We start from the raw sequence: 20,336 nt of genomic DNA on the forward strand, positions 1-20,336 counted from the left end.
ACCAGGCGGCCACGGCGCGGGAGCCGGTCACAGCCCGTCCCGCGTCAGGCTGCGCCGAACGGGTCGATGGGGCCCGGGACGGAGAGAGGACGCGGGATGAGGACGAGGACGGTGCCGGGCGCCGGCGCGATCGGGCGCTGGCTGCTGGCGACGGTGGTCGCCGTCGTGGGGCTGGGCTTCGTGACCGGCACGGCCGTGGCGGCGCCGACGGCGACCCCGACCCCGGCGGCGCCCGGCGTGCCGTCGACCGCCGAGATCCTCGGCTGGACGACCGACCTCGTCGACCTCGGGCCGCGCCGCACCGGCACCCCCGGCGGCCGCCGCGCGGCCGACTACGTGGCCGACCACTTCCGCCGCTTCGGGCTCCAGGACGTCCACTTCGAGGAGGCCACCTCGTACCGCTGGCAGGCCGAGCGGCACGGGCTGCGGGTCGGCGGCACCGCCTTCGACAGCTTCCCCTCGCAGCACTCGTTCATCGGCGGGCCGACCTGGACCGGCCGCTTCTCGACCGGCCCCGGCGGCCGCAGCGCCGAGCTGGTCGACGTCGGCGACGGCGACGCGTCCGGCTTCGGCGGCAAGGACGTGCGCGGCAAGATCGTGCTCTTCAACCTCCGCTTCCAGGTTCCCAACCTGCTGCTGGCGCTGGTGATGGAGCACCTCTTCGACCCTCAGCTGAGCCTCTTCACCGAGCCCGAGACGGTCCTCCAGGCGAACCCCTACCTGACCAACTACGTCACGGCCCTGAACCGCGCGCAGGCGGCCGGCGCGGTCGGCTTCGTCGGCGTCCTGGCCGACTACTTCGACTCCAACCGGTACCACAACGAGTACTACCGCCGGCAGCCGGTGACGGTCCCCGGGCTGTGGGTGACCGCCGGCGTCGGGGCCCAGATCCGCTCGCGGCTGCGCGACGGCCAGCGCCAGGCCACGATCGACCTCGAGGGCGACCGCCGCGCCGTCACCGCCCGGACCGTCGTCGGCGCCCTGCCCGGCAGCAGCCGCGAGACGATCATGATCCAGTCGCACCACGACTCGATCGGCCCGGGCGCGGTCGAGGACGCCACCGGCACCGCCGAGGTGCTGGCGCTGGCCAAGCGGTTCGGCGCCGAGCCGGCCGGCCGCCGCCGCAAGACGCTGCTCTTCACCACCTTCGACAGCCACTTCACCGGCTACCAGAGCCACGAGGCGTTCGTCCGCAAGTACCTGTGGGCGCGCAGCACGCCCTACGACATCGTCGCCAACGTGACGCTCGAGCACATCGCCCGCAACGGCCGGGTCAAGGACGGCCGGCTGCTGGTGACCGACAAGCCCGAGCCGCGCGGCGTCTTCCGCGGCGCCGGCCTGGCTACCTGGCCGATCGTCAACCAGGCGATCGCCGAGCACGGGCTCGACCGGACCCTGACGCTGTCGGCCGCGACCCTCGGCGGGATGCCGACCGACGCCGACCCGATCTACCGCGCCGGCGGCGTGCCGACGATCAGCCTGATCTCCGGCCCGGTCTACATGTACGACGACCTCGACACGATCGACAAGGTCCACGTGCCGTCGCTGCGGCCGGTCGCCGCGGCCTTCAGCCAGGTCGTCGACCGGATGGACGCGCTCAGCAAGGCGCAGCTGCGCGAGCCGCCTCACTGAGCCCGGCTCCGCCGGGACCCGTCACTCGGCGCGCTGCTCGAGGGCGGCGCGCCGCAGGGCCAGCTCGATCCCGGTCAGGGCGGCGGGCGAGCGGAGCGAGGCGCCGGTCGCCTGCTCGTAGCGGTGCAGCCGGTTGCGGACCGTGTTGGCGTGGACGAACAGCGCCCGCGCGGTCGGCTCGACGGCCAGGTCGTGGGCCAGGTAGGCCCGGACCGTGTCGAGCACCTCACCGGCGCCGGCCAGCGGCGCGACGTAGCGGGCCAGCAGCTCGCCGGCGACGTCGGCGTCGGCCAGCGCCAGCGCCTCCAGCGGCAGGTCGGCCAGGGCCAGGACCCCGCTGCGTCCGAACGCGGCGGCGGTCTTCACCACCCGCGACGCGATCGCGAACGACCGCGGCAGGTCGCCGAGCGCGACCGCAGGACCGACCCCGATCACCACCCCGGGCGCGGGGACGATCGTCGGCCGCGCCGCGGCGAAGCCGACGATGTCGTCCTCGTACGGCGCCACGGCCGCGTCCTCCAGCGCGCCCGGGACCTGCAGGTCGAGCAGCAGCTCGCGGGCGTCGCCGTCGGGGTGGCGGGCCCGCAGCGCCACGAAGCGCCCGCCCGGGGTCACCCACGAGGCCAGCGCCGCCGCCGACGAGGTTCCGCCCGGGGTCAGCAACACGCTGTGGACGAGCGCCGTCCGCCGCTGGCTGTCGGCGACGGTCTGGCGCAGCTCGCGGTGGCGGTACGAGGAGACCGCCACGTCCATCATCGGGTCGGCGTAGCGCCAGACGTCGCGCATCAGGCCCAGCACCTGGCCGTGGTCGAGCCGGCCGTCGCGGCTCTCCTCCCACAGCAGGCTGAAGATCTCGTCGATCGTGAACCGGTAGACCCGCAGCATCGCCTCCATCGGCACCCGCTGGCGGGCACGGGTGTCGCCGATCGTCCCCATCGCCGCGCGCTCGTCGTCGGTCAGCGGCCGCCCCTCGACCATCGCGGCCATCCCGCGGGCCAGGTCGGCGGCGATCCCGGCGGCGATCTCCCGCTCGTCGATCCGCTCGTACTCGGGCAGCTCGCGCTTGGCCCGCCGGGCGGCGTTGGCGACCACGTCCGGCAGCCGGTGCGCGACCGCCGCGAGCAGCGACTGGCGCTGATCGTCCTCGACCTCCATCGCGCGACTGTATCCGCCGCGCGAGGGAGGCCGAGGGGCGGCTCAGGCGCTCGCCGGGGCGTCGCCGCGCTCGGCCCGGAAGGAGCGCAGGCGGAGCGAGTTCGAGACGACGAAGACGCTGGAGAACGCCATCGCCGCGCCGGCGAAGAGCGGGTTCAGCAGCCCCGCGACGGCGACCGGGATCAGGACCACGTTGTAGGCGAAGGCCCAGAACAGGTTGCCCTTGATCGTGCGCAGCGTCCGCCGCGCCAGCCGGATCGCGTCGGACGCGCCCCGCAGGTCGCCGGAGACGAGCGTCAGGTCGGAGGCCTCGATCGCCACGTCGGTGCCGGTCCCGATCGCCAGGCCGAGGTCGGCGCGAGCCAGCGCGGGGGCGTCGTTGACCCCGTCGCCGACCATCGCCACCACCCGGCCGGCGGCCTGCAGGCGCGCGATCTCGGCGTCCTTGTCGGCCGGCAGCACGTCGGCGATCACCTCGTCGATCCCGACCTCCCGCGCCACCGCCTCGGCGGTCGCGCGGTTGTCGCCGGTCAGCAGCACCGGGCGCAGGCCGAGCGCCTTCAGCCGCGCGATCGCCTCAGCGCTGGTCGGTTTGACGCGGTCGGCGACCACGAACAGCGCGCGGGCGGCGCCGTCCCAGCCGGCGGCGATCACCGTCCGTCCCTCGGCCTGGGCCGCGGCCAGGGCCCGCTCCAGCTCGCCGTCGAGCGGCATCGCCCACTCGGCCAGCAGCGCCGGCCGGCCGACGACCAGCGCGCGGCCCTCGACGACGCCCTCGACGCCGAGCCCCTCGCGGTTGCCGAACGACTCCGGCGCGGGCAGCGGGGCGCCGCCACTGGCCTCGGTCGCGGCGCGGGCGATCGCCTGGGCGATCGGGTGCTCGGAGGCGTCCTCCAGCGCGCCGACCAGCCGCAGCGCCTCGCCGCGGTCGACGCCGGGCGCGAGGACGACGTCCTGCAGCTCCATCCGGCCGGTGGTGACGGTGCCGGTCTTGTCGAGCACGATCGTGTCGATCCGGCGGGTCGACTCCAGCACCTCGGGGCCCTTGATCAGCAGCCCGAGCTGGGCCCCGCGACCGGTGCCGACGAGCAGCGCGGTCGGGGTCGCCAGGCCGAGGGCGCAGGGGCAGGCGATGATCAGCACCGCGACCGCGGCGCTGAAGGGGAAGGCGACGCCGTCGCCGGACCCGAGCCAGAAGCCGAGCGTGGCCACGGCCAGCACCAGCACCACCGGCACGAAGACGCCGGAGATCCGGTCGGCCAGCCGCTGGACGGGGGCCTTGCCGGTCTGGGCGTCCTCGACCAGCCGCGCGATCTGGGAGAGGGCGGTGTCGGCCCCGACCTTCGTCGCGCGGACGACCAGCCGCCCGCCGGCGTTGACGCTGGCGCCGACGACTTCGTCGCCGATGTGCTTCTCGACCGGCAGCGACTCGCCGGTCAGCAGCGACTGGTCGACGGCCGAGGAGCCCTCCTCGATCGTGCCGTCGGTGGCCACCCGCTCGCCGGGACGGACGACGAAGCGGTCGCCGACCTCCAGCTGCTCGACCGGCACCCGCCGCTCGCGGCCGTCGTCGTCGAGCACGGCGACGTCCTTGGCCCCCAGCTCCAGCAGCGCCCGCAGGGCGGCGCCGGCGCGGCGCTTGGCGCGGGCCTCGAAGTAGCGGCCGGCCAGGATCAGCGTCGTCACGACGCCGGCCGCCTCCAGGTAGATGTGGTCGGTCGAGGCGCCGCGGTCGAGCACCACCTCGAAGGGCATCCGCATCGTCGGGTCGCCGGCGCCGAGGAAGAAGAGCGCGACGACGCTCCAGGTCCAGGCGGCCAGCGTGCCGAGCGAGATCAGCGTGTCCATCGTCGCGGTGCCGTGGCGCAGGTTCTGCCAGGCGGCGCGGTGGAAGGGCCAGCCGGCCCAGAAGACGACCGGAGTGGCGAGCTGCAGGGCCAGCCACTGCCAGGCGTCGAACTGCAGCGGCGGGACCATCGAGATCAGCAGCAGCGGGATCGACAGCAGCGTCGAGCCGATCAGCCGCTGGCGCAGCGAGCGCGTCGGGTCGTCCTCCGGCGCGTCGACGTCCGCGGGGGCGGCGCCGGCGGCGGCGGGCAGGGTCGCGTGGTAGCCGGCGGCCTCGACCGTGTCGAGCAGCAGCTGCGGGTCGACGGTCGCCGGGTCGAAGCGGACGGCGGCCTTCTCGGTCGCGTAGTTGACGGTCGCCTCGACCCCGTCGAGCTTGTTCAGCTTGCGCTCGATCCGGTTGGCGCACGACGCGCAGGTCATGCCCTGGACCGGCAGCTCCAGCCGCTCGTTGGTGGTGGTCGCGCTCATCGCTCCACCTCCACGGTACGCGCCACCGTCCGGACCCGGCCCTCGGTCTGGAACTGGAGGAAGAGCCGGTAGCGGCCGGGGGTGGGGAAGGCGGTCGCGAAGCGGATCTCGCCGGCGGGTCCGCCGCCCTCCTCGGGGTGGACGTGGAGGTAGGCCAGATCGCCCTCGCGGAGGGCGACGAGGTGGCCGCGGGCGCCCAGGTAGGGCTCCAGCTCCGGCGCGCGCCCGTCGCGGCGGACGGCGAAGGCCAGCTCGGCGGACTTGCCGGCGTGGAGGGCGGCGTCGGGCAGGGCGACGTCGAAGCCCTCGCCGCGGGCGACGGCGGCGGGCGCGGGCCACGGCTCGGGCCGGAAGTCGCCGGGGGCGAAGAGGTCGACCCCGAGCGTGCGGCGCTTGCCGCCGACCACGAAGTCGGCGAAGGCGCGGTGGACGCCGGCGCGCGGCAGCCGCAGGTCGACCGACCAGGTGCCGTCGGCGGCGCGGGTCGGGTGCAGGTGCAGGAAGTCGCCGGTGTCGCGGCGGACGACGACCAGGTGCAGCTCGCGCTCGGACTCGAGCTCGTAGCCGCGGCGGACGGGGCGGCCGTCGGGACCGAGGATCCGGAACGTGAAGCGCGTCCGGCGGCCGGCGGTCAGGGTGGTGGTGGCGGGGGCCAGCCGGTAGCCGTCCTGGGCGGCGGAGAGGCCGCCGGGCTCCTCGGCGCCGTGGCCGCCGTCGCCGCTGCCGCCGTGCTCGCCGGCGGGCATCGCGTCGGCGTCCGCGGCGCCGTGGTCGTCCCCGGAGCGGTCGTCGCGGGCCATGTCGCCGTGACCGGCGGCGGGCTTGGTGGTCTCCTCGGGGCCGAAGGCGGCACCGGCGGCGACCGCGATCCCGAAGGTCGCGGCCAGCAGCGCGGCGAAGGCGAGCAGCTTGGCGGGAACGGACATGGTGGAGGGGAGGGGTGGTGGGTGGTGGACCCGCGCGGCTCAGGCGGCCACGCGGTATCCGGCGGTCTCCACCGCCCGGCGGATCGCGTCCGCTCCGGCGGTGCCCTGGACGACCAGCCGGCCGTCGCGATGGCTGGCCTCGGCGGCGACGACGCCCTCGACCTCGAGGACCTCCTCCCGCACCGACAGCTCGCAGTGCCCGCAGGTCATGCCCTGGACGGTGAAGGTCTGCTCGGTGGTGCTCATGTCGTCTCCTGGAATGGTACGGGCGGGGGGTACTTGCAGAACAACCGTAGCATACCCCCCGGGGGTAGGACGGGCCGGCCCGATGTGACGTTCCGGTCGCTGAGCGACCGGAAGGTGCGGGTGGACGCCGCCCCCGCCGACCTCCAAGAACCCCCCGGGGGTACTGATACCATCAGCTCATGGCGACCACGAAGCCGACTCGGGGCTACAGCGCGACCAAGGGGCAGCTCACCGACCGCCTGGTGCGGATCGAGGGGCAGGTCCGGGGGATCCAGCGGATGGTCGAGGAGGATCGCTACTGCATCGACGTCCTGACCCAGATCTCGGCGATCCAGGCGGCGCTCGACAAGGTCGCGCTGGGGCTGCTGGACGACCACGCGCGGCACTGCGTGATCGGGGCCGACGGCGAGCAGCTGCAGGCCGATCGCACCGACGAGCTGATGGCCGCCGTCGGGCGGCTGATGCGGCGCGGGTAGCGCCCGCTCCCGACGCGGAATCCCTCCCGTCGGGGACCATGGGACGCGATGGGGCACGGGGGACGCAGGCGCACGACGATCGGGATCGCGACGGTCCTGACCACGACCGTGGCCGTCCTCGCGGCGCCGCCCGGCGCGGCCGTCGCCGCCATCCCCAGCCTGCCGCTGCCCAGCGCCCACCAGGTGATGGGCCCCTCGCTGATCGACTCCTGGTGGCGTCCCGCTCCGCGCCCGACCCTCGCCCAGCAGCGCACCCTCCGCTTCGTCCCGCGGGCCGCCGTCACCGCCCGCACCAACGACCTGCTCGTCCCGCTGCTGACCGCCGGCGATCCCGACTGGTACCGGGTCGTCGTCGAGCGCGAGGGCATCCGCGGCGGCGGCTACGCCCTCAGCTTCCGCGGCTTCGTCCGCCGCTTCGGCGGCTCGAACCGCAACCTCGCCGACGGCGTCGCCGGCTACTACCTGGTCTCGTGGCTCGCCTACGCCCAGCGGGCGCCGACCTCCGAGACCCGCGCCGCCACCGCCGCCCAGCGCGCCGGTGGCCGCCGCTTCCTGCTCGGCGTCCGCCGGACCCTCGCCCGCGACCGCGGCGTGCGGCGGCTCTCCGACGGCGACCAGCAGCAGCTGTTCGAGCTGCTCGGCGCCGTCGCCGCCCACTCGTGGGACGTCCACCAGCAGCAGCTCGACGCCGGCCTGGTGAAGGAGGCCGCCGCCACCCGCCAGGCGATCCGGGTCGCCGTCCAGCGGACCACCGGCGTCGACCTGGCGCGGCTGCGGCTGACCGCGGCCGGCCTCCGCGCCCGCTGACCGGGCCGGTCTCAGCGCGCCTTGGCCGTGAACCGCGCCGATCCGCTGCAGATGAACACGTACGACTGGTAGATCGACGGTCCCGGGCGCAGGTACGAGAAGTTCACCGCCAGCTTGCCGCTGATCGCGCGCTTCCCGGCCGACTTCAGCGTCACGGTGTAGTTCTTCGTCGCCTTCGTGCCGGAATTCATCGCGGCCGGCTGCAGGGCCTTCACCTTCGCCGTCCGTCCGACGGTGAACGAGCCCGGTGGCTGGAACAGCTCCGCCCCGACCGCGGTGCCGAAGCTGCCGGTCGTCTCGACGCAGCTGGTCGGCACCAGCGTCTTGATCCCGCTGACCCGCTTGCCGGAGACCGAGAGCTGGATGCTGGTCCCGCCGGACGTCTTCCCGCGGTAGCTGGCGGCGCCGGCGCTGCTGGGGGCCATCGCCAGCAGCAGGCCGCAGGTGGCCACGGCGGCGGTCCGCCGGAGGGTCGTCGTGCTCATGCCGCCAAGGATCGACCAGCCCGCGGGCGCGCGCATCGGGAGCCGCCCCTGACCGCTCCCCGAGATTTGCGGGTCGGGCCCGGACCACGGGGCTGCTAGAACCTCGCGGATGGCGACCGATGGCGCACGACGGCGGGTCTCCGACGTCGTCCACGAGCGGCTGCGGGGCGACATCCTCGAGGGGCGCCTGGCCGCCGGCGACGCCGTCCCCTCCGAGCGGGTGCTGGCCGAGGAGCTGGGCGTCAACCGCCACGCCGTCCGCGAGGCACTGAAGCGGCTCCAGCAGGCCGGCCTGGTGCGGATCAGCCAGGGCGGCGCGACCCGGGTGCTCGACTGGCGCGAGAGCGGCGGGGTCGAGCTGCTGCTCGACCTGATCCGCAACGGCGCCGCCGCGCCCCCGCGCGAGGTGATCCGGGCGGTGCTGGAGCTGCGGGCGCTGATCGGGGTCGACGCGGTCCGCCGCTTCCTGGCCCGGGCCGACGACCGCGACCGCGTCCGGCTGGCCGACGACGTCGAGCGGACCTTGGCGGCGATCGAGGACCCGGCCACCCCCGACTCGATCGTGGTCGTCGACTACGAGCGGCTGTGGCGGACGCTGGTCGCCGGGGCCGACAACGTCGCCTACCGGCTGCTGCTGAACTCGCTGATCGTCGCGGTCCACGCCTACGCCGACCTGGCCGTGGCGCTGGTCCCGCGCGACGCCGCCCGGATGCGGCGGCTGGCCCGGGCCGTCCGCGACGGCGACGGTGAGACGGCGGCCACCCTGGTCGCCGCCCAGCTGGAAGCCGACGCGCTCGCGTTCGGCTGATCCGCCGCTGGCGCCCGGCCCGATCGGCTGGTATAACCAGCTCCAACAACTGGTACAACCAGTGACGAGCGGCGGCGCCCGAACGGCGCGACGCCACCCGACGACGGACCGCCATGGACGCCCTGATCCTCACCGCCATCCCGTTCTTCTTCGTCTTCATGGCGGTGGAGATCCTGACCCTCCGCCACGTGGCCCACCACCACGGCGACGGGGCCGACGCGATGGTCGGCTACGAGGCCCGCGACACCGCCACCAGCCTGACGATGGGCTCGGGCAACGTGATCATCTCGGCGGTCTGGAAGCTGGTCGCGATCGCCGCCTACGCCGGCCTCTACGAGCTGACGCCGCTGCGGATCCCCGAGGACGCCTGGTGGGCCTGGGTGGCGCTGTTCTTCGCCGACGACCTGGCCTTCTACCTGTACCACCGCGGCCACCACCGGGTGCGGATGTTCTGGGCCACCCACGTCGTCCACCACAGCTCGCAGCACTACAACCTGTCGACGGCGCTGCGGCAGGACTGGTCGCCCTTCACCGGCCTCGTCTTCTGGCTCTGGCTGCCGCTGCTGGGCTTCAAGCCGTGGATGATCGTCCTGGCCCACACCTGGAGCCTGCTGTACCAGTTCCTGCTCCACACCGAGACCGTCGGCAAGCTGCCGCGGCCGATCGAGTGGATCTTCAACACCCCCAGCCACCACCGGGTCCACCACGGCGTCCAGGACCAGTACCTGGACAAGAACTACGGCGGGATCCTGATCGTCTGGGACCGGCTGTTCGGCACCTTCGAGCCCGAGGGCGAGCGGGTCCGCTACGGCCTGACCACGAACATCGAGACCTTCAACCCGATCCGCGTCGCCTACCACGAGTGGGCCGCGCTGGCCGGCGACGTCCGCCGCGCGCGCTCGTGGCGCGACCGCTTCGGCTACGCCTTCCGCGGGCCGGGCTGGAAGCCGGCCGGCGGCGACCCCGCGGCGACCGCTCCGCCGCCACCCGCCACCACGACCGCGACCGCCTCCGCCCCGGCCCTCCCCGCCGGCGACCGCTGATCGGCGAGGATCGGGCGATGGAGCGGACGGCGATCGTCACCGGCGGCACGGGCGGGCTCGGAGGAGCGGTCGTCGCCGCCTTCCTCGACGCCGGCTGGCGGGTGGTCGCGCCGTGGCGCGGCGACGGCCGCGGCCGGCTGCCCGAGCACGAGCGGCTGGCGGCGGTCGAGGCCGACCTGCTCGATCCCGACGCCGCCGCGCGGCTGGCGGCCGAGGCCGGCACCGGGCTGCGGGCGGTGGTCAACGTCGCCGGCGGGTTCGCCGCTCCCGGCCGCGTCCACGAGGTCGCACGGACGGCCTTCGACGACCAGCTGCGGCTGAACCTCGACACCGCCTACGCCGTCACCGCCGCGGGCCTGCCGGCGCTGCTGGCCGCCGGCGAGGGCAGCGTCGTCTGCGTCTCCTCGCGCGCCGCCCGCCACCCGTTCGCGGGCGCGGCCGGCTACGTGGTCGCCAAGGCCGCGATCCTGGCCTTCGTCGACGCGCTCGACGCCGAGTACGGCGACGACGGGATCCGCGCCTCGGCCCTGATCCCGTCGGTGATCGACACCCCGGCCAACCGCGCCGCGATGCCCGACGCCGACCGCGCCGGCTGGCAGTCCCCGGCCGACCTGGCGGCCACGATCCTCGCCCTCTGCGGCGACCCGGCGGGCGACCGCCGGGCTGATGTCCACGTCCCGGCGGAGGTCGCCCGATGAGCGAGAGAACCCGTTCCTGGTGGGGGTGGGGCTGGGAGCAGCAGGCCCTGCCCGACGCCGAGTGCCTGGGCTTCGGGGCGATGCTGCCGGGCCTTCGCAGCACGCCGCGGCCGGTCCCGCGGATCGCCGACCTCGACCTGCCGGCGCCGCGGATCGCGCCGCCGGCCGCGCTCGCCGACCGCTGCTCCGACGACCCGGCCGACCGCGCCGCCCACGCCAAGGGCCAGGCCTACCGCGACGTCGTGCGAACCCTGCGGGGGCGGATCGACCACCCGCCCGACCTGGTCGCCCGGCCGCGCGACGAGCGCGACGTGATCGACCTGCTCGACTGGGCCGCCGGCGCCGGCGTCGCGGTGATCCCCTTCGGCGGCGGCTCGTCGGTCGTCGGCGGGGTCGAGTATCGCGGCGACGAGCACGGGGCGGCGGTCGCGCTCGACCTGACCGGGCTCGACCGGGTGCTCGAGGTCGACCCCGTCAGCCAGGCGGCGCGGATCCAGGGCGGCGCGCTCGGGCCGGTGCTGGAGGACCAGCTGCGCGAGCACGGTCTGACCCTCCGCCACTTCCCGCAGAGCTTCGAGTTCTCGACCCTCGGCGGCTGGCTCGCGACCCGCGCCGGCGGCCACTTCGCCACCGTCGAGACCCACATCGACGACCTGGTCGAGTCGATGCGGGTGGTCACCCCGAGCGGCATCAGCGCCTCGCGGCGGCTGCCCGGATCGGGCGCAGGGCCGTCGCCGGACCGGCTCTTCCTCGGCTCCGAGGGCACGCTCGGCGTGATCACCGAGGCCTGGATGCGGGTCCGTCCGCGGCCCGACCGGCGGGCCTCGGCCAGCGTCCGCTTCGACGACTTCGACCGCGCGCTCGACGCCGCCCGGGCGTTGGCGCAGTCCGGCCTGCGGCCCGCCAACTGCCGCCTGCTCGACCCCGGCGAGGCCCAGCTGAGCGGGGCCGGCGACGGTCGGGTCAGCGTGCTGGTGCTGGGCTTCGAGTCGTTCGGGGTCGCGGTCGACGAACGGCTGGCGCTGGCGCTCGAGCTGGCCGCCGACCACGGCGGGATCGTGCCCGAGCGGCCGGCCGGCGACGGCGGCCGCGACGCCGCGGCCGACGCCTGGCGCGCGACCTTCCTGCGGATGCCCTACGTCCGCGACGGCCTGGCGCGGATGGGCGCGATCGCCGAGACCTTCGAGACCGCGATCACCTGGGACCGGATCCACGAGCTGTGCCGGGCGCTGCGGTCGACGCTGGCCTCCGCGATCGACGAGGTCTGCGGCGCGCCGGGGCTGGTCAACTGCCGCCTGACCCACGTCTACCCGGACGGGGCCGCGCCCTACTTCACCGTGATCGCGCCCGCCCGTCCCGACACCGAGCTGGAGTCGTGGGACGCGCTGAAGGTCGCCGTCAGCGAGGTGCTCGACGCGCACGGGGCGACGATCACCCACCACCACGCCGTCGGCCGCGACCACCGGCCCTGGTACGACCGTCAGCGCCCGGAGCCGTTCGCCGCCGCGCTCGGGGCGGCCAAGCGCCAGCTCGACCCGGCCGGGATCCTCAACCCCGGCGTCGTGATCGGTTGACGCGCCCGCCGGCGGCCGCTACCCCTTGGCCATGAGCCTGCCTCCCGGCCCGCGCGCGCCCGGCCTGGTCAACCTGGCCCGCTTCGTCCACCGGCCGCTCGACGCGCTGGTCGGCTGGCAGGCCCGCTACGGCGACGTCTTCAGCGTCCGCCTGACCGGCTTCGGGGTCGGGGTCTACGTGGCCGAGCCGGAGCAGATCAAGCGGCTGCTGACCGGCGACCAGTCGGACCTGCGGGCGGGCGAGGCGAACGCGATCCTCTCGCCGATCCTCGGTCCGCGCTCGGTGCTGGTGCTCGACGGCGCCGAGCACCTGCGCCAGCGCAAGCTGCTGCTGCCGCCCTTCCACGGCGACCACCTGGCGGCGATGCGGGGCCTGGTCGCCGACGCGGCCGCGCGCGAGTTCGCCGGCTGGACCCCGGGCCGGCGGCTGGTGGTCCGCGAGCGGATGCGGGCGCTGACCTTCGACGTGATCGCGCGGGTCGTCTTCGGCGTCGAGGACCCGGCCCGGATCGCGCGGCTGCGGCAGGCGCTGGTGCGGGTGATCGACGGCTCGTCGGTGGCGCTGCTGGGGCCGCTGCGGACCGACCTCGGCCGCTGGAGCCCCGGCGGCCGCTTCCGCCGCCGGCTGGCGGTGGCCGACGCGCTGCTGCACGAGGAGATCGCCCGCCGCCGCGCCGCGCCCGACCTGGAGCAGCGCGGCGACGTGCTCTCGCTGCTGCTGCGGGCGCGCGACGAGCAGGGCCGGCCGATGACCGACGGCGAGGTCCGCGACGAGCTGATGACGATGCTCGCCGCCGGCCACGAGACGACGGCCACGGCGCTGGCCTTCGCGGTCGAGCTGCTGTGGCGCGACCCGGCCGCGCTGGCGCGGGTGCGGACGGCGATCGACGAGGACGGCGGCGACGCGATGCTCGACGCGGTCGCCAAGGAGACGCTGCGGCTGCGGCCGGTGATCGACGCCGCCCAGCGGCGGCTGACCGCGCCGCGGACGGTCGGCCGCTTCGAGCTGCCGGCCGGGATCCGCGTCTATCCCGCGATCGCCCTGGTCCAGCGACGGCCCGACCTCTACCCCGAGCCCGACGCCTTCCGCCCCGAGCGGTTCCTCGACGCCCGCACGCCGGCCTACGGCTGGCTGCCCTTCGGCGGCGGGATCCGCCGCTGCATCGGGGCCGCGCTGGCCCAGATGGAGCTGGTCGAGGTGCTGCGGATCGCGGTCGCGACGCTCGACCTGCGGCCGCTCCGCGCGCAGCCCGACCCGGTGGTCCTGCGCGGGATCACGGTCGTCCCGCGGCACGGCGTGCCGGTCGAGGTGACCGGCGTCCGCGCACCGGTGGCGCGGCGCGCGCCGGCGGTCGCCGCAGGCTGACGTGCACCGCCGTCGCCCGCGGCTGCGACGCTTCGCGCCATGGCCAAGGAGGAGACGACGATCGAGGCCGGCGGCCGGCAGCTGCGGCTGTCGAGCCCGAGCAAGGTGTTCTTCCCCGCGAAGGCCGACCGCGACGACGGGCTCGGCCCCGAGCGGGCGATCACCAAGCTCGACCTGGTCGAGTACTACCTGGCCGTCGCCGACGCCGCGCTCGTCCACCTGCGCGAGCGGCCGGGCAGCCTCAAGCGGTTCGTCGACGGGATCACCAAGAAGCCGTTCTTCCAGAAGCGGATCGCCGACAGCGCGCCCGACTGGCTGGAGACGGCGGTCGTCACCTTCCCCTCGGGCCGGCAGGCGCGCGAGCTGGTGGTGAACGACGCAGCGCACCTGATCTGGGCGGTCCAGATGGGGGTCGTCGACTTCAACCCGTGGCCGGTCCGGCGGCCCGACCTCGACCGTCCCGACGAGCTGCGGATCGACCTCGACCCCGAGCCGGGCGTGGCGTGGGACGTCGTCCGGCGGGTGGCGCTGGTCGTCCGCGAGGTGCTGGAGGACCACGGGCTGATCGGCTTCCCGAAGACCTCGGGCTCGCGCGGGATCCACGTCAACGTCCGGATCCGGCCCGAGCACGACTTCTTCGCGGTCCGGCGGGCGGCGATCGCGCTGGCCCGCGAGGTCGAGCGGCGGGCGCCCGACCTGGCCACCACCAGCTGGTGGAAGGAGGAGCGCCACGGCGTCTTCATCGACTTCAACCAGAACGCGCGCGACCGCACGGTCGCCTCGGCCTGGTCGCTGCGGCCGACGCCGGACGCGCGGGTCTCGATGCCGCTGACCTGGGACCAGGTGCCGGACGCCGAGCTGGAGGCGTTCCGGATCGACACCGTCCCCGACCTGCTGGCCGCCGACGGCGATCCGCACGCGGCGATCGACGAGCACGCCGGCTCGCTGGCCTCGCTGCTGGAGCTCTCGCGCGAGGACGAGGAGCAGCGGGGGCTGGGCGACGCGCCGTGGCCGCCGAACTACCCGAAGCAGCCGGGCGAGCCGAAGCGGGTCCAGCCGTCGCGGGCCCGCAAGGACGACTGACGGCGGCTCAGCCGTCGGCGGGGCGGTAGCGGAGCCCGTCGAGGACCAGCTCCAGCAGCCGCTCGACCTCGTCCTCCTCGCTGGTGGCGGTGCCGATCGCCGCGATCAGCCGCCCGACCTCGAGGAAGCGCGCGTCGGGCCGCACGGCGCCGGCCTCCTGGGCGCGGCCGAGCAGCGCGTCGCCGGCGCGGGTGATCGTCCCGCGCGAGGCCGCGAAGACCGCCGCGTCGCGGTCGACCTGGGTCAGCATCTCGGTCGCCAGCGCTCGCTTGGTGGCGGAGAAGCGGACGAAGTCGCGCAGCCAGTCGCGCAGCGCCTCCCACGGCGGCAGCCGCGCGGCCAGCTCGTCGGCGGCCCGCGCCATCGCCTCGACCTCGTCGATGTAGACCGCCTCCAGCAGCTGCTGGCGGGTCGGGAAGTGGCGGTAGAGCGTGCCCGACCCGAGCCCGGCGCGGCGGGCGATGTCGTCGAGCTTGGCGTCGGGCCCGTCGTCGGCGAACGCCTCGCGCGCGGCGGCCAGCAGCTTCTCGTAGTTGCGGCGGGCGTCGGCCCGCTTCGGCGGCTGGGGGAGGGCGGGGGCGTCGGGGCCAGGGGAGGTCATCGGGGCACGGCGGTTGACAAAGCGGGGAGTCTCTCCGTATTCTGTCGGAAAGAAGCGGGGATGCTCTCCGGTTGATCCGGGGACCGTCTCCACTTTAGCGCGGCGACCGCCCTCCGTGGGGCCGCTCGCGCCACGCGAAACGCGGCCCGCGCCGCGTCGCCCTCCCGCTGCCCTCTTCCCGAAGGACCCGCTCGATGCCCTCGATCGCTCGCCCGCGCGCGCCGCGCGCCCGGGCCGACGCCGGTGCGCCCAACCGCTCGCTGGTGCTGGCCCTGATCCTCGCCTGCCAGCTGATGCTGGTGCTCGACGTGACGGTGATCATCACCGCCCTGCCCGACATCCGCTCCGCGCTCGGCTTCTCCGACACCGGCCTCTCGTGGGTCCAGAACGCCTACGCCCTGACCTTCGGCGGCCTGCTGCTGCTCGGCGCCCGCGCCGGCGACATCCTCGGCCGGCGGCGGGTCTTCGTCGCCGGCATCGCCCTCTTCACCCTCGCCTCGCTGGCCGGCGGGCTGGCGCAGTCGCCGACCGCGCTGCTGGTCGCCCGCGCGATCCAGGGCGTCGGGGCGGCGATCGCCGCGCCCTCGACGCTGGCGCTGCTGACCACCACCTTCCGCGAGGGACCCGAGCGGACCCGCGCGATCTCCTGGTACGCCGCGGTCGCCTCGGCCGGCGGCAGCGTCGGGCTGGTGGTCGGCGGGCTCCTGACCAGCGCGATCTCGTGGCGCTGGGGGCTGTTCATGAACGTCCCGCTGGGGCTGCTGCTGATCGTGCTCGCGCCGCGGGTGCTGCCGGAGACCGAGCGCCATCCCGGCCGCTTCGACCTGGCCGGCGCCGTCACCTCGACCCTCGGCATGAGCACGCTGGTCTACGGCTTCGTGCGCGCCGCCGAGCAGGGCTGGGGCGATCCCGGCACCGTCCTCGCCTTCGCCCTCGGCGTGACGCTGCTGGCCGTCTTCGTCCGCACCGAGGCCCGCGTGCCGCAGCCGATCACGCCGCTGCGGCTGTTCGCTGACCGCGAGCGCTCGGGCGCCTACCTGGCCCGGGTGCTGGTGGTCGGCGGCAACTTCTCGACCTTCTTCTTCCTGACCCAGTTCCTCCAGGGCGTGCTCGGCTTCAGCGCGCTCGAGGCCGGGCTGGCGTTCCTGCCGATGACGGTCGCGATGTTCGCGATGGGCCGGGTGGCGCCGGCGCTGACCGCGCGCTGGGGCGACCGCCCGGTGCTGCTGGTCGGCCTGGCCGGGGCGCTGGCCGGGATCGCGTGGCTCAGCCGGGTCTCGCCCGAGACGGCCTACTTCCCCCAGATCGTGGTCGCGATGCTGCTGTTCGGGACCGGCACCGGGATGGCGTTCGGCCCGCTGACCGTCGCCGGCCTGAAGGGCGTCGCCGCGCGCGACGCGGGGGCGGCGTCGGGGCTGCTGAACGCGGCCCAGCAGATGGGTGCCTCGCTCGGGGTCGGGATCCTGGTGACGGTCTTCGCCGCGGCCGGGCGGCGGGCGGCCGAGCACCCGGTCGCCGGCGCCCTCGCCGAGGCCCGCCACGAGCTGTCCGAGTCGGTGGCGACGGCGCTGGCCGGCTCGGCGGTCTTCCTGACGCTGGCGCTGGCGGTGATGGCGTTCGCGACCCGGCCGCCGGCGGCCGAGCGGGCACCGATCGCCGACGCCGAGGTCGCCGGCTAGGGCCGGCGCGGCCGGGCGCGGTGTCAGCGGCGGGCGATGCCGTCGAACATCAGCCGCAGCCCGGCCTCGGCCGTCCGCCGCTGGGCCTCGCGGTCGTCGGGCGCCTTCAGGCCCTGGATCAGGTTGGCCAGGATCACCCCGACCACCGCCTGCGCCGTCCCCTCGTCGTCGAGGTCGGCGCGCAGGTAGCCCAGCTCGCGTCCGTGGGCGAAGTAGGCGGCGGTCAGCGTGGCGGCGGTGTCGAACAGGCCCAGCACCCGCTCGGTCAGCGCCTCGTCGATCGAGGTCGCCTCCAGCAGCAGCATCCGGGCCACCCGCGGGTCGGCGGCGAAGATCTCGTTCAGCGCGTCGCCGATCCGCCGGCACTGAGCGACGTAGTCCTCCAGCGTGTCGACCGCGTCGGGCGCGTTCTCGGCCGCCAGCGCCTGCATGATCCGCGCCATCAGGCGGTCGACGACGTGGTCGAGGATGTCGCGCTTGTTCTTGAAGTGGCGGTAGAAGGTGCCGTGCCCGATCCCCAGTCGCTGGGCGATGTGGGCGATGCCGGTGTCGTGGTAGCCGCGCTGCGAGAACTCGGCGAAGGCGGCGTCGACGATCTCCTCCCGCAGCTCCTGGCGCAGCCGTTCCGCGCGCGTTCGGGTGGTCGGTGCCATCGCGTCGATGATAGCCGTCGTGACGATGGATTCAAGAAGTGACACGCCATTCCGGAACGGTGGTACGGTTCCGCAGCATGAGCCTCCCCGCCCCCTCCGCCGGCACGATGGTGCTCGTCACCGGTGCCGCCTCCGGCATCGGCGAGCAGCTGGCGCGCCAGCTCGCCGGCCGCGGCCACGGCCTGTTGCTCGTCGACCGCCAGGCGGCCGCCGTCGAGGCCCTGGCCGCCGAGCTGGACGGCCCGGTTCGCGTCGAGGCCGCCGTCTGCGACCTGACCGTCGCCGCCCAGCGCGACCGCCTGATCGCCCGGGTGCAGCAGGACGAGCGGGCGCTGGTCGGGCTCTGCAACAACGCCGGGATCATGCTCGTCGGGGCCGCGCTCGAGATCCCGCTCGACGCCGACCGGGCCCAGGTCGCCGTCAACGCGGTCGCCGTCCACCACCTGGCGCTGGCGCTCGCCCCGCTGATGGTCCGCCGTGGCGAGGGCGCGATCCTCAACACCGCCTCGCTGGCCGCCAACCAGCCGCTGCCGGGCCTGGCCACCTACGCCGCCTCGAAGGCCTTCGTCCACACGCTCTCCGAGGCGCTGCACGCCGAGCTGCGCGGCAGCGGCGTCTCCTGCACCTCGCTCTGCCCGGGCGCCACCGACACCCACCTGATCGACACCGACAACGGCCAGCGGGCGGCGCGCTGGGTGCCGGGCGCGCTCTGGGCCCAGCCCGCGTTCGTCGCCGCCTGCGGGATCGAGGGGATGGTCAAGGGCCGGCGGACGGTGGTCCCGGGCCTGGCCAACCGGGCGCTGCTGGCGCCGCTGGGCCGCTACGTGCCGCGCAAGGCCGGGCTGCCGGTGATCCGCGGCACGGTCCGGCGGATGCTGGCCGCCGAGGGGCGGTGAGCACGGTGCCCGAGCGTCCCGACCACGAGGTGGTGGTGATCGGCGCCGGCCCGGGCGGGATCGGCGTCGCGGTCCGGCTGCTGCAGGCCGGGATCGACGACTTCGTGCTGTTGGAACGGGCCGACGACGTCGGCGGCAGCTGGCGCGACAACCGCTACCCGGGGATCGGCGTCGACATCCCGTCGCTCGCCTACCAGTACTCGTTCGCCCGCAATCCGAACTGGAGCCGGATCTTCGCCAAGGGCGCCGAGGTCCAGGCGTACCACCGCGACGTGGCCGAGCGGTTCGGGGTCCTGCCGCACGTCCGCTTCGGCTGCGAGGTCGTCGGCGAGCGGTGGCAGGAGCAGGGGCGCCACTGGCGGCTGGAGCTGGCCGACGGCCGCACCGTCACCAGCCGCTTCGTGATCACCGCGGTCGGGGCGTTCCTGCGCGCGAAGGAGGATCCGGGGATCCCGGGCCTGGAGGACTTCGCGGGCGTGGTCCAGCGGCCCGACGCCTGGGACGAGCGTCACGACCACCGCGGGCGGCGGGTGGCGGTGATCGGCACCGGGGCCAGCGCGGTCCAGATCGTGCCGTCGATCGCGCCCGAGGTCGCGCACCTCGACGTCTACCAGCGGACGCCGGTCTGGTGCCTGCCGAAGCCGGACGCGGCGATCCCGCCGGCCGTCCAGCGGGCGCTGGCCGTGCCCGGGGTCGCGGCGGGCCTGCACGGGGTCGGGCTGCTGGGGGTCGAGGCGGCGCTGCGGTTCCTGGTCTCGACGCCGCCGGTGGTCGCGCGGCCGTTGCTCTCCGGCTTCGATCGCGGGGCCAAGGCCGCCTACCGGGCCTACCTGCGGGCGCGGGTCGAGGACCCGCGGGACCGCGCGGCGCTGACGCCGGAGTTCGGGCCGCTGACCAAGCGGCCGACGCTCTCCAACACGTTCCTGCGGGCCTTCAACCGCGACGACGTCGACCTGATCACGACGCCGATCGAGCGGATCACCCGCGACGGGATCCGGACCGCCGACGGGGTCGAGCGGCCGGTCGACCTGCTGGTGCTGGCGACCGGCTACGAGCTGTTCTCCGACCCGGAGAGCTACCGGCCGGGACAGGTGGTCGGGCGCGACGGCTTCGACCTCGGCGACTTCTTCGCCCACGAGGGGCTGCAGGCCTACGAGAGCGTCAGCGTGCCGGGGCTGCCGAACCGCTGGATGCTGGTCGGGCCCTACTCGTGGACCGGCACCGGCTGGCACGTACTGGTCGAGGTCGCGGCCGGTCACGCGGTGCGGGCGATCACGGCGGCCCGCGAGCGCGGTGCCGACCTGGTCGAGGTCCGGCCGCACGCGCATCAGGCCTACCACCGGCGGATCCGGCGCCGCGGCCGCAACATCGCCCACTACTTCGGCGAGCTGAACGGCGGGGTCCGGACCTACTACGTCAACTCCCAGGGCGACGTGCCGTACATCCGGCCGTCGACGGTGCTGGAGGCGCGCTGGCGCAGCCACCATTTCCCGTTGGAGGACTACGCCTTCGAGGGGACGCGGACGCCGGCCGCGGCGCTGACCGCCGTCGAGTGAACCGCGGGGTGGGACGGGGCGGGGCGACGCGGCGACGCCCTGATCGCCGTCTCGCCGCCCGCGGCCGGCGCGAGCCCGCGATTCGACGTCCCGGCGACGCCCGAACGCGGTCTCGTCGACCACGGCCGGGCGAGACCGCGATTCGACGTCCGTCGACGCACGATCGTCGTCTCACCGGCCGCGGCCGAGCGAGACGACGATTCGACGTCCCGGCGACGCACGAACGCGACCTCGCCGAACCCCGGCGAGGCGAGACGGCGATTCGCCCGCGGCCCGTCGGTGGCGATCCTCCCTCTGACCCCGTCCGACGGCGTGCTACCTGGGGTAGGATTG

The 20,336-nt window shown here is 75.1% G+C and carries 19 protein-coding genes; 12 read left to right on the top strand and 7 right to left on the bottom strand.

Annotated elements, in window-relative coordinates; all coding sequences use genetic code 11:
* The first annotated feature begins 96 nt into the window (after nucleotides 1-96).
* A complete protein-coding gene (locus tag SH587_RS13590; protein WP_320671169.1) occupies nucleotides 97-1,632 on the top strand; it encodes a M28 family peptidase in 1,536 nt (511 codons plus the stop codon).
* 21 nt (nucleotides 1,633-1,653) lie between these two features.
* On the opposite strand, the gene SH587_RS13595 is transcribed toward SH587_RS13590, so the two are convergent.
* From SH587_RS13595 to SH587_RS13610, 4 genes are read right to left on the bottom strand one after another with little or no spacing between them, the layout of a single operon-like run.
* Nucleotides 1,654-2,787, bottom strand: coding sequence for a PucR family transcriptional regulator (locus SH587_RS13595; protein ID WP_320671170.1), 1,134 nt, complete (start codon nucleotides 2,785-2,787; stop codon nucleotides 1,654-1,656).
* A gap of 42 nt (nucleotides 2,788-2,829) precedes the next feature.
* Nucleotides 2,830-5,106 carry a heavy metal translocating P-type ATPase gene (locus SH587_RS13600; protein WP_320671171.1) on the bottom strand — a complete coding sequence of 759 codons (2,277 nt, stop codon included), beginning with the start codon at nucleotides 5,104-5,106 and terminating at the stop codon, nucleotides 2,830-2,832.
* Nucleotides 5,103-6,032, bottom strand: coding sequence for a DUF8832 domain-containing protein (locus SH587_RS13605; RefSeq protein ID WP_320671172.1), 930 nt, complete (start codon nucleotides 6,030-6,032; stop codon nucleotides 5,103-5,105). Before SH587_RS13605 ends, SH587_RS13600 begins: the two co-directional genes overlap by 4 nt.
* Nucleotides 6,033-6,071: 39 nt before the next feature.
* Complete coding sequence (locus SH587_RS13610) at nucleotides 6,072-6,278, bottom strand: heavy-metal-associated domain-containing protein (RefSeq protein ID WP_320671173.1); 207 nt, start codon at nucleotides 6,276-6,278, stop codon at nucleotides 6,072-6,074.
* Between the two features lie 179 nt (nucleotides 6,279-6,457).
* Between SH587_RS13610 and SH587_RS13615 the strand changes: the two genes are divergently transcribed.
* Together SH587_RS13615 and SH587_RS13620 are read left to right on the top strand one after the other, a co-directional pair.
* Entirely contained in the window at nucleotides 6,458-6,754 is a 297-nt protein-coding gene (locus SH587_RS13615; RefSeq protein WP_320671174.1) for a metal-sensitive transcriptional regulator, read from the top strand.
* A 48-nt stretch (nucleotides 6,755-6,802) separates the two neighbouring features.
* Complete coding sequence (locus SH587_RS13620) at nucleotides 6,803-7,561, top strand: DUF6683 family protein (RefSeq protein ID WP_320671175.1); 759 nt, start codon at nucleotides 6,803-6,805, stop codon at nucleotides 7,559-7,561.
* A gap of 11 nt (nucleotides 7,562-7,572) precedes the next feature.
* Here SH587_RS13620 and SH587_RS13625 read toward each other — a convergent pair whose 3' ends face one another.
* Complete coding sequence (locus SH587_RS13625; protein WP_320671176.1) at nucleotides 7,573-8,046, bottom strand: hypothetical protein; 474 nt, start codon at nucleotides 8,044-8,046, stop codon at nucleotides 7,573-7,575.
* A gap of 109 nt (nucleotides 8,047-8,155) precedes the next feature.
* On the opposite strand from SH587_RS13625, the gene SH587_RS13630 reads away from it, so the two are divergent.
* The 6 genes from SH587_RS13630 (at nucleotide 8,156) to ligD (ending at nucleotide 14,618) form a co-directional block, all read left to right on the top strand.
* The gene (locus tag SH587_RS13630; RefSeq protein ID WP_320671177.1) at nucleotides 8,156-8,854 is read left to right on the top strand and encodes a FadR/GntR family transcriptional regulator; all 699 of its coding nucleotides are present in this window, start codon (nucleotides 8,156-8,158) and stop codon (nucleotides 8,852-8,854) included.
* 113 nt (nucleotides 8,855-8,967) lie between these two features.
* Entirely contained in the window at nucleotides 8,968-9,897 is a 930-nt protein-coding gene (locus tag SH587_RS13635; protein ID WP_320671178.1) for a sterol desaturase family protein, read from the top strand.
* 17 nt (nucleotides 9,898-9,914) lie between these two features.
* Entirely contained in the window at nucleotides 9,915-10,595 is a 681-nt protein-coding gene (locus SH587_RS13640) for an SDR family NAD(P)-dependent oxidoreductase (RefSeq protein ID WP_320671179.1), read from the top strand.
* Nucleotides 10,592-12,169 (top strand): FAD-binding oxidoreductase, encoded by a 1,578-nt coding sequence (locus tag SH587_RS13645; protein WP_320671180.1) that lies wholly within the window; start codon nucleotides 10,592-10,594, stop codon nucleotides 12,167-12,169. The genes SH587_RS13640 and SH587_RS13645 overlap by 4 nt, the downstream gene beginning before the upstream one ends.
* 31 nt (nucleotides 12,170-12,200) lie before the next feature.
* Entirely contained in the window at nucleotides 12,201-13,535 is a 1,335-nt protein-coding gene (locus SH587_RS13650; RefSeq protein WP_320671181.1) for a cytochrome P450, read from the top strand.
* Between the two features lie 39 nt (nucleotides 13,536-13,574).
* Nucleotides 13,575-14,618, top strand: a complete 1,044-nt coding sequence (gene ligD, locus SH587_RS13655; RefSeq protein WP_320671182.1) for a non-homologous end-joining DNA ligase — start codon at nucleotides 13,575-13,577, stop codon at nucleotides 14,616-14,618.
* Nucleotides 14,619-14,625: 7 nt separating this feature from the next.
* Here the strand turns inward: ligD and SH587_RS13660 are convergent, their stop codons facing one another.
* Nucleotides 14,626-15,219: a TetR/AcrR family transcriptional regulator gene (locus SH587_RS13660; protein WP_320671183.1), complete on the bottom strand. Its 594-nt coding sequence runs from the start codon at nucleotides 15,217-15,219 to the stop codon at nucleotides 14,626-14,628.
* A 194-nt stretch (nucleotides 15,220-15,413) separates the two neighbouring features.
* Here SH587_RS13660 and SH587_RS13665 point away from each other — a divergent pair, with 194 nt between their 5' ends.
* Entirely contained in the window at nucleotides 15,414-16,898 is a 1,485-nt protein-coding gene (locus SH587_RS13665) for an MFS transporter (protein WP_320671184.1), read from the top strand.
* A gap of 23 nt (nucleotides 16,899-16,921) precedes the next feature.
* Here SH587_RS13665 and SH587_RS13670 read toward each other — a convergent pair whose 3' ends face one another.
* Entirely contained in the window at nucleotides 16,922-17,551 is a 630-nt protein-coding gene (locus tag SH587_RS13670; protein WP_320671185.1) for a TetR/AcrR family transcriptional regulator, read from the bottom strand.
* A 77-nt stretch (nucleotides 17,552-17,628) separates the two neighbouring features.
* Between SH587_RS13670 and SH587_RS13675 the strand changes: the two genes are divergently transcribed.
* Both SH587_RS13675 and SH587_RS13680 read left to right on the top strand, forming a co-directional pair.
* The gene (locus SH587_RS13675; RefSeq protein ID WP_320671186.1) at nucleotides 17,629-18,447 is read left to right on the top strand and encodes an SDR family NAD(P)-dependent oxidoreductase; all 819 of its coding nucleotides are present in this window, start codon (nucleotides 17,629-17,631) and stop codon (nucleotides 18,445-18,447) included.
* Nucleotides 18,444-20,003 (top strand): flavin-containing monooxygenase, encoded by a 1,560-nt coding sequence (locus tag SH587_RS13680; RefSeq protein ID WP_320671187.1) that lies wholly within the window; start codon nucleotides 18,444-18,446, stop codon nucleotides 20,001-20,003. Before SH587_RS13675 ends, SH587_RS13680 begins: the two co-directional genes overlap by 4 nt.
* Nucleotides 20,004-20,336 lie beyond the last annotated feature (333 nt).

The sequence above is a fragment of the Patulibacter defluvii genome (genome assembly GCF_034096925.1).
Lineage (GTDB): Bacteria > Actinomycetota > Thermoleophilia > Solirubrobacterales > Solirubrobacteraceae > Patulibacter > Patulibacter defluvii.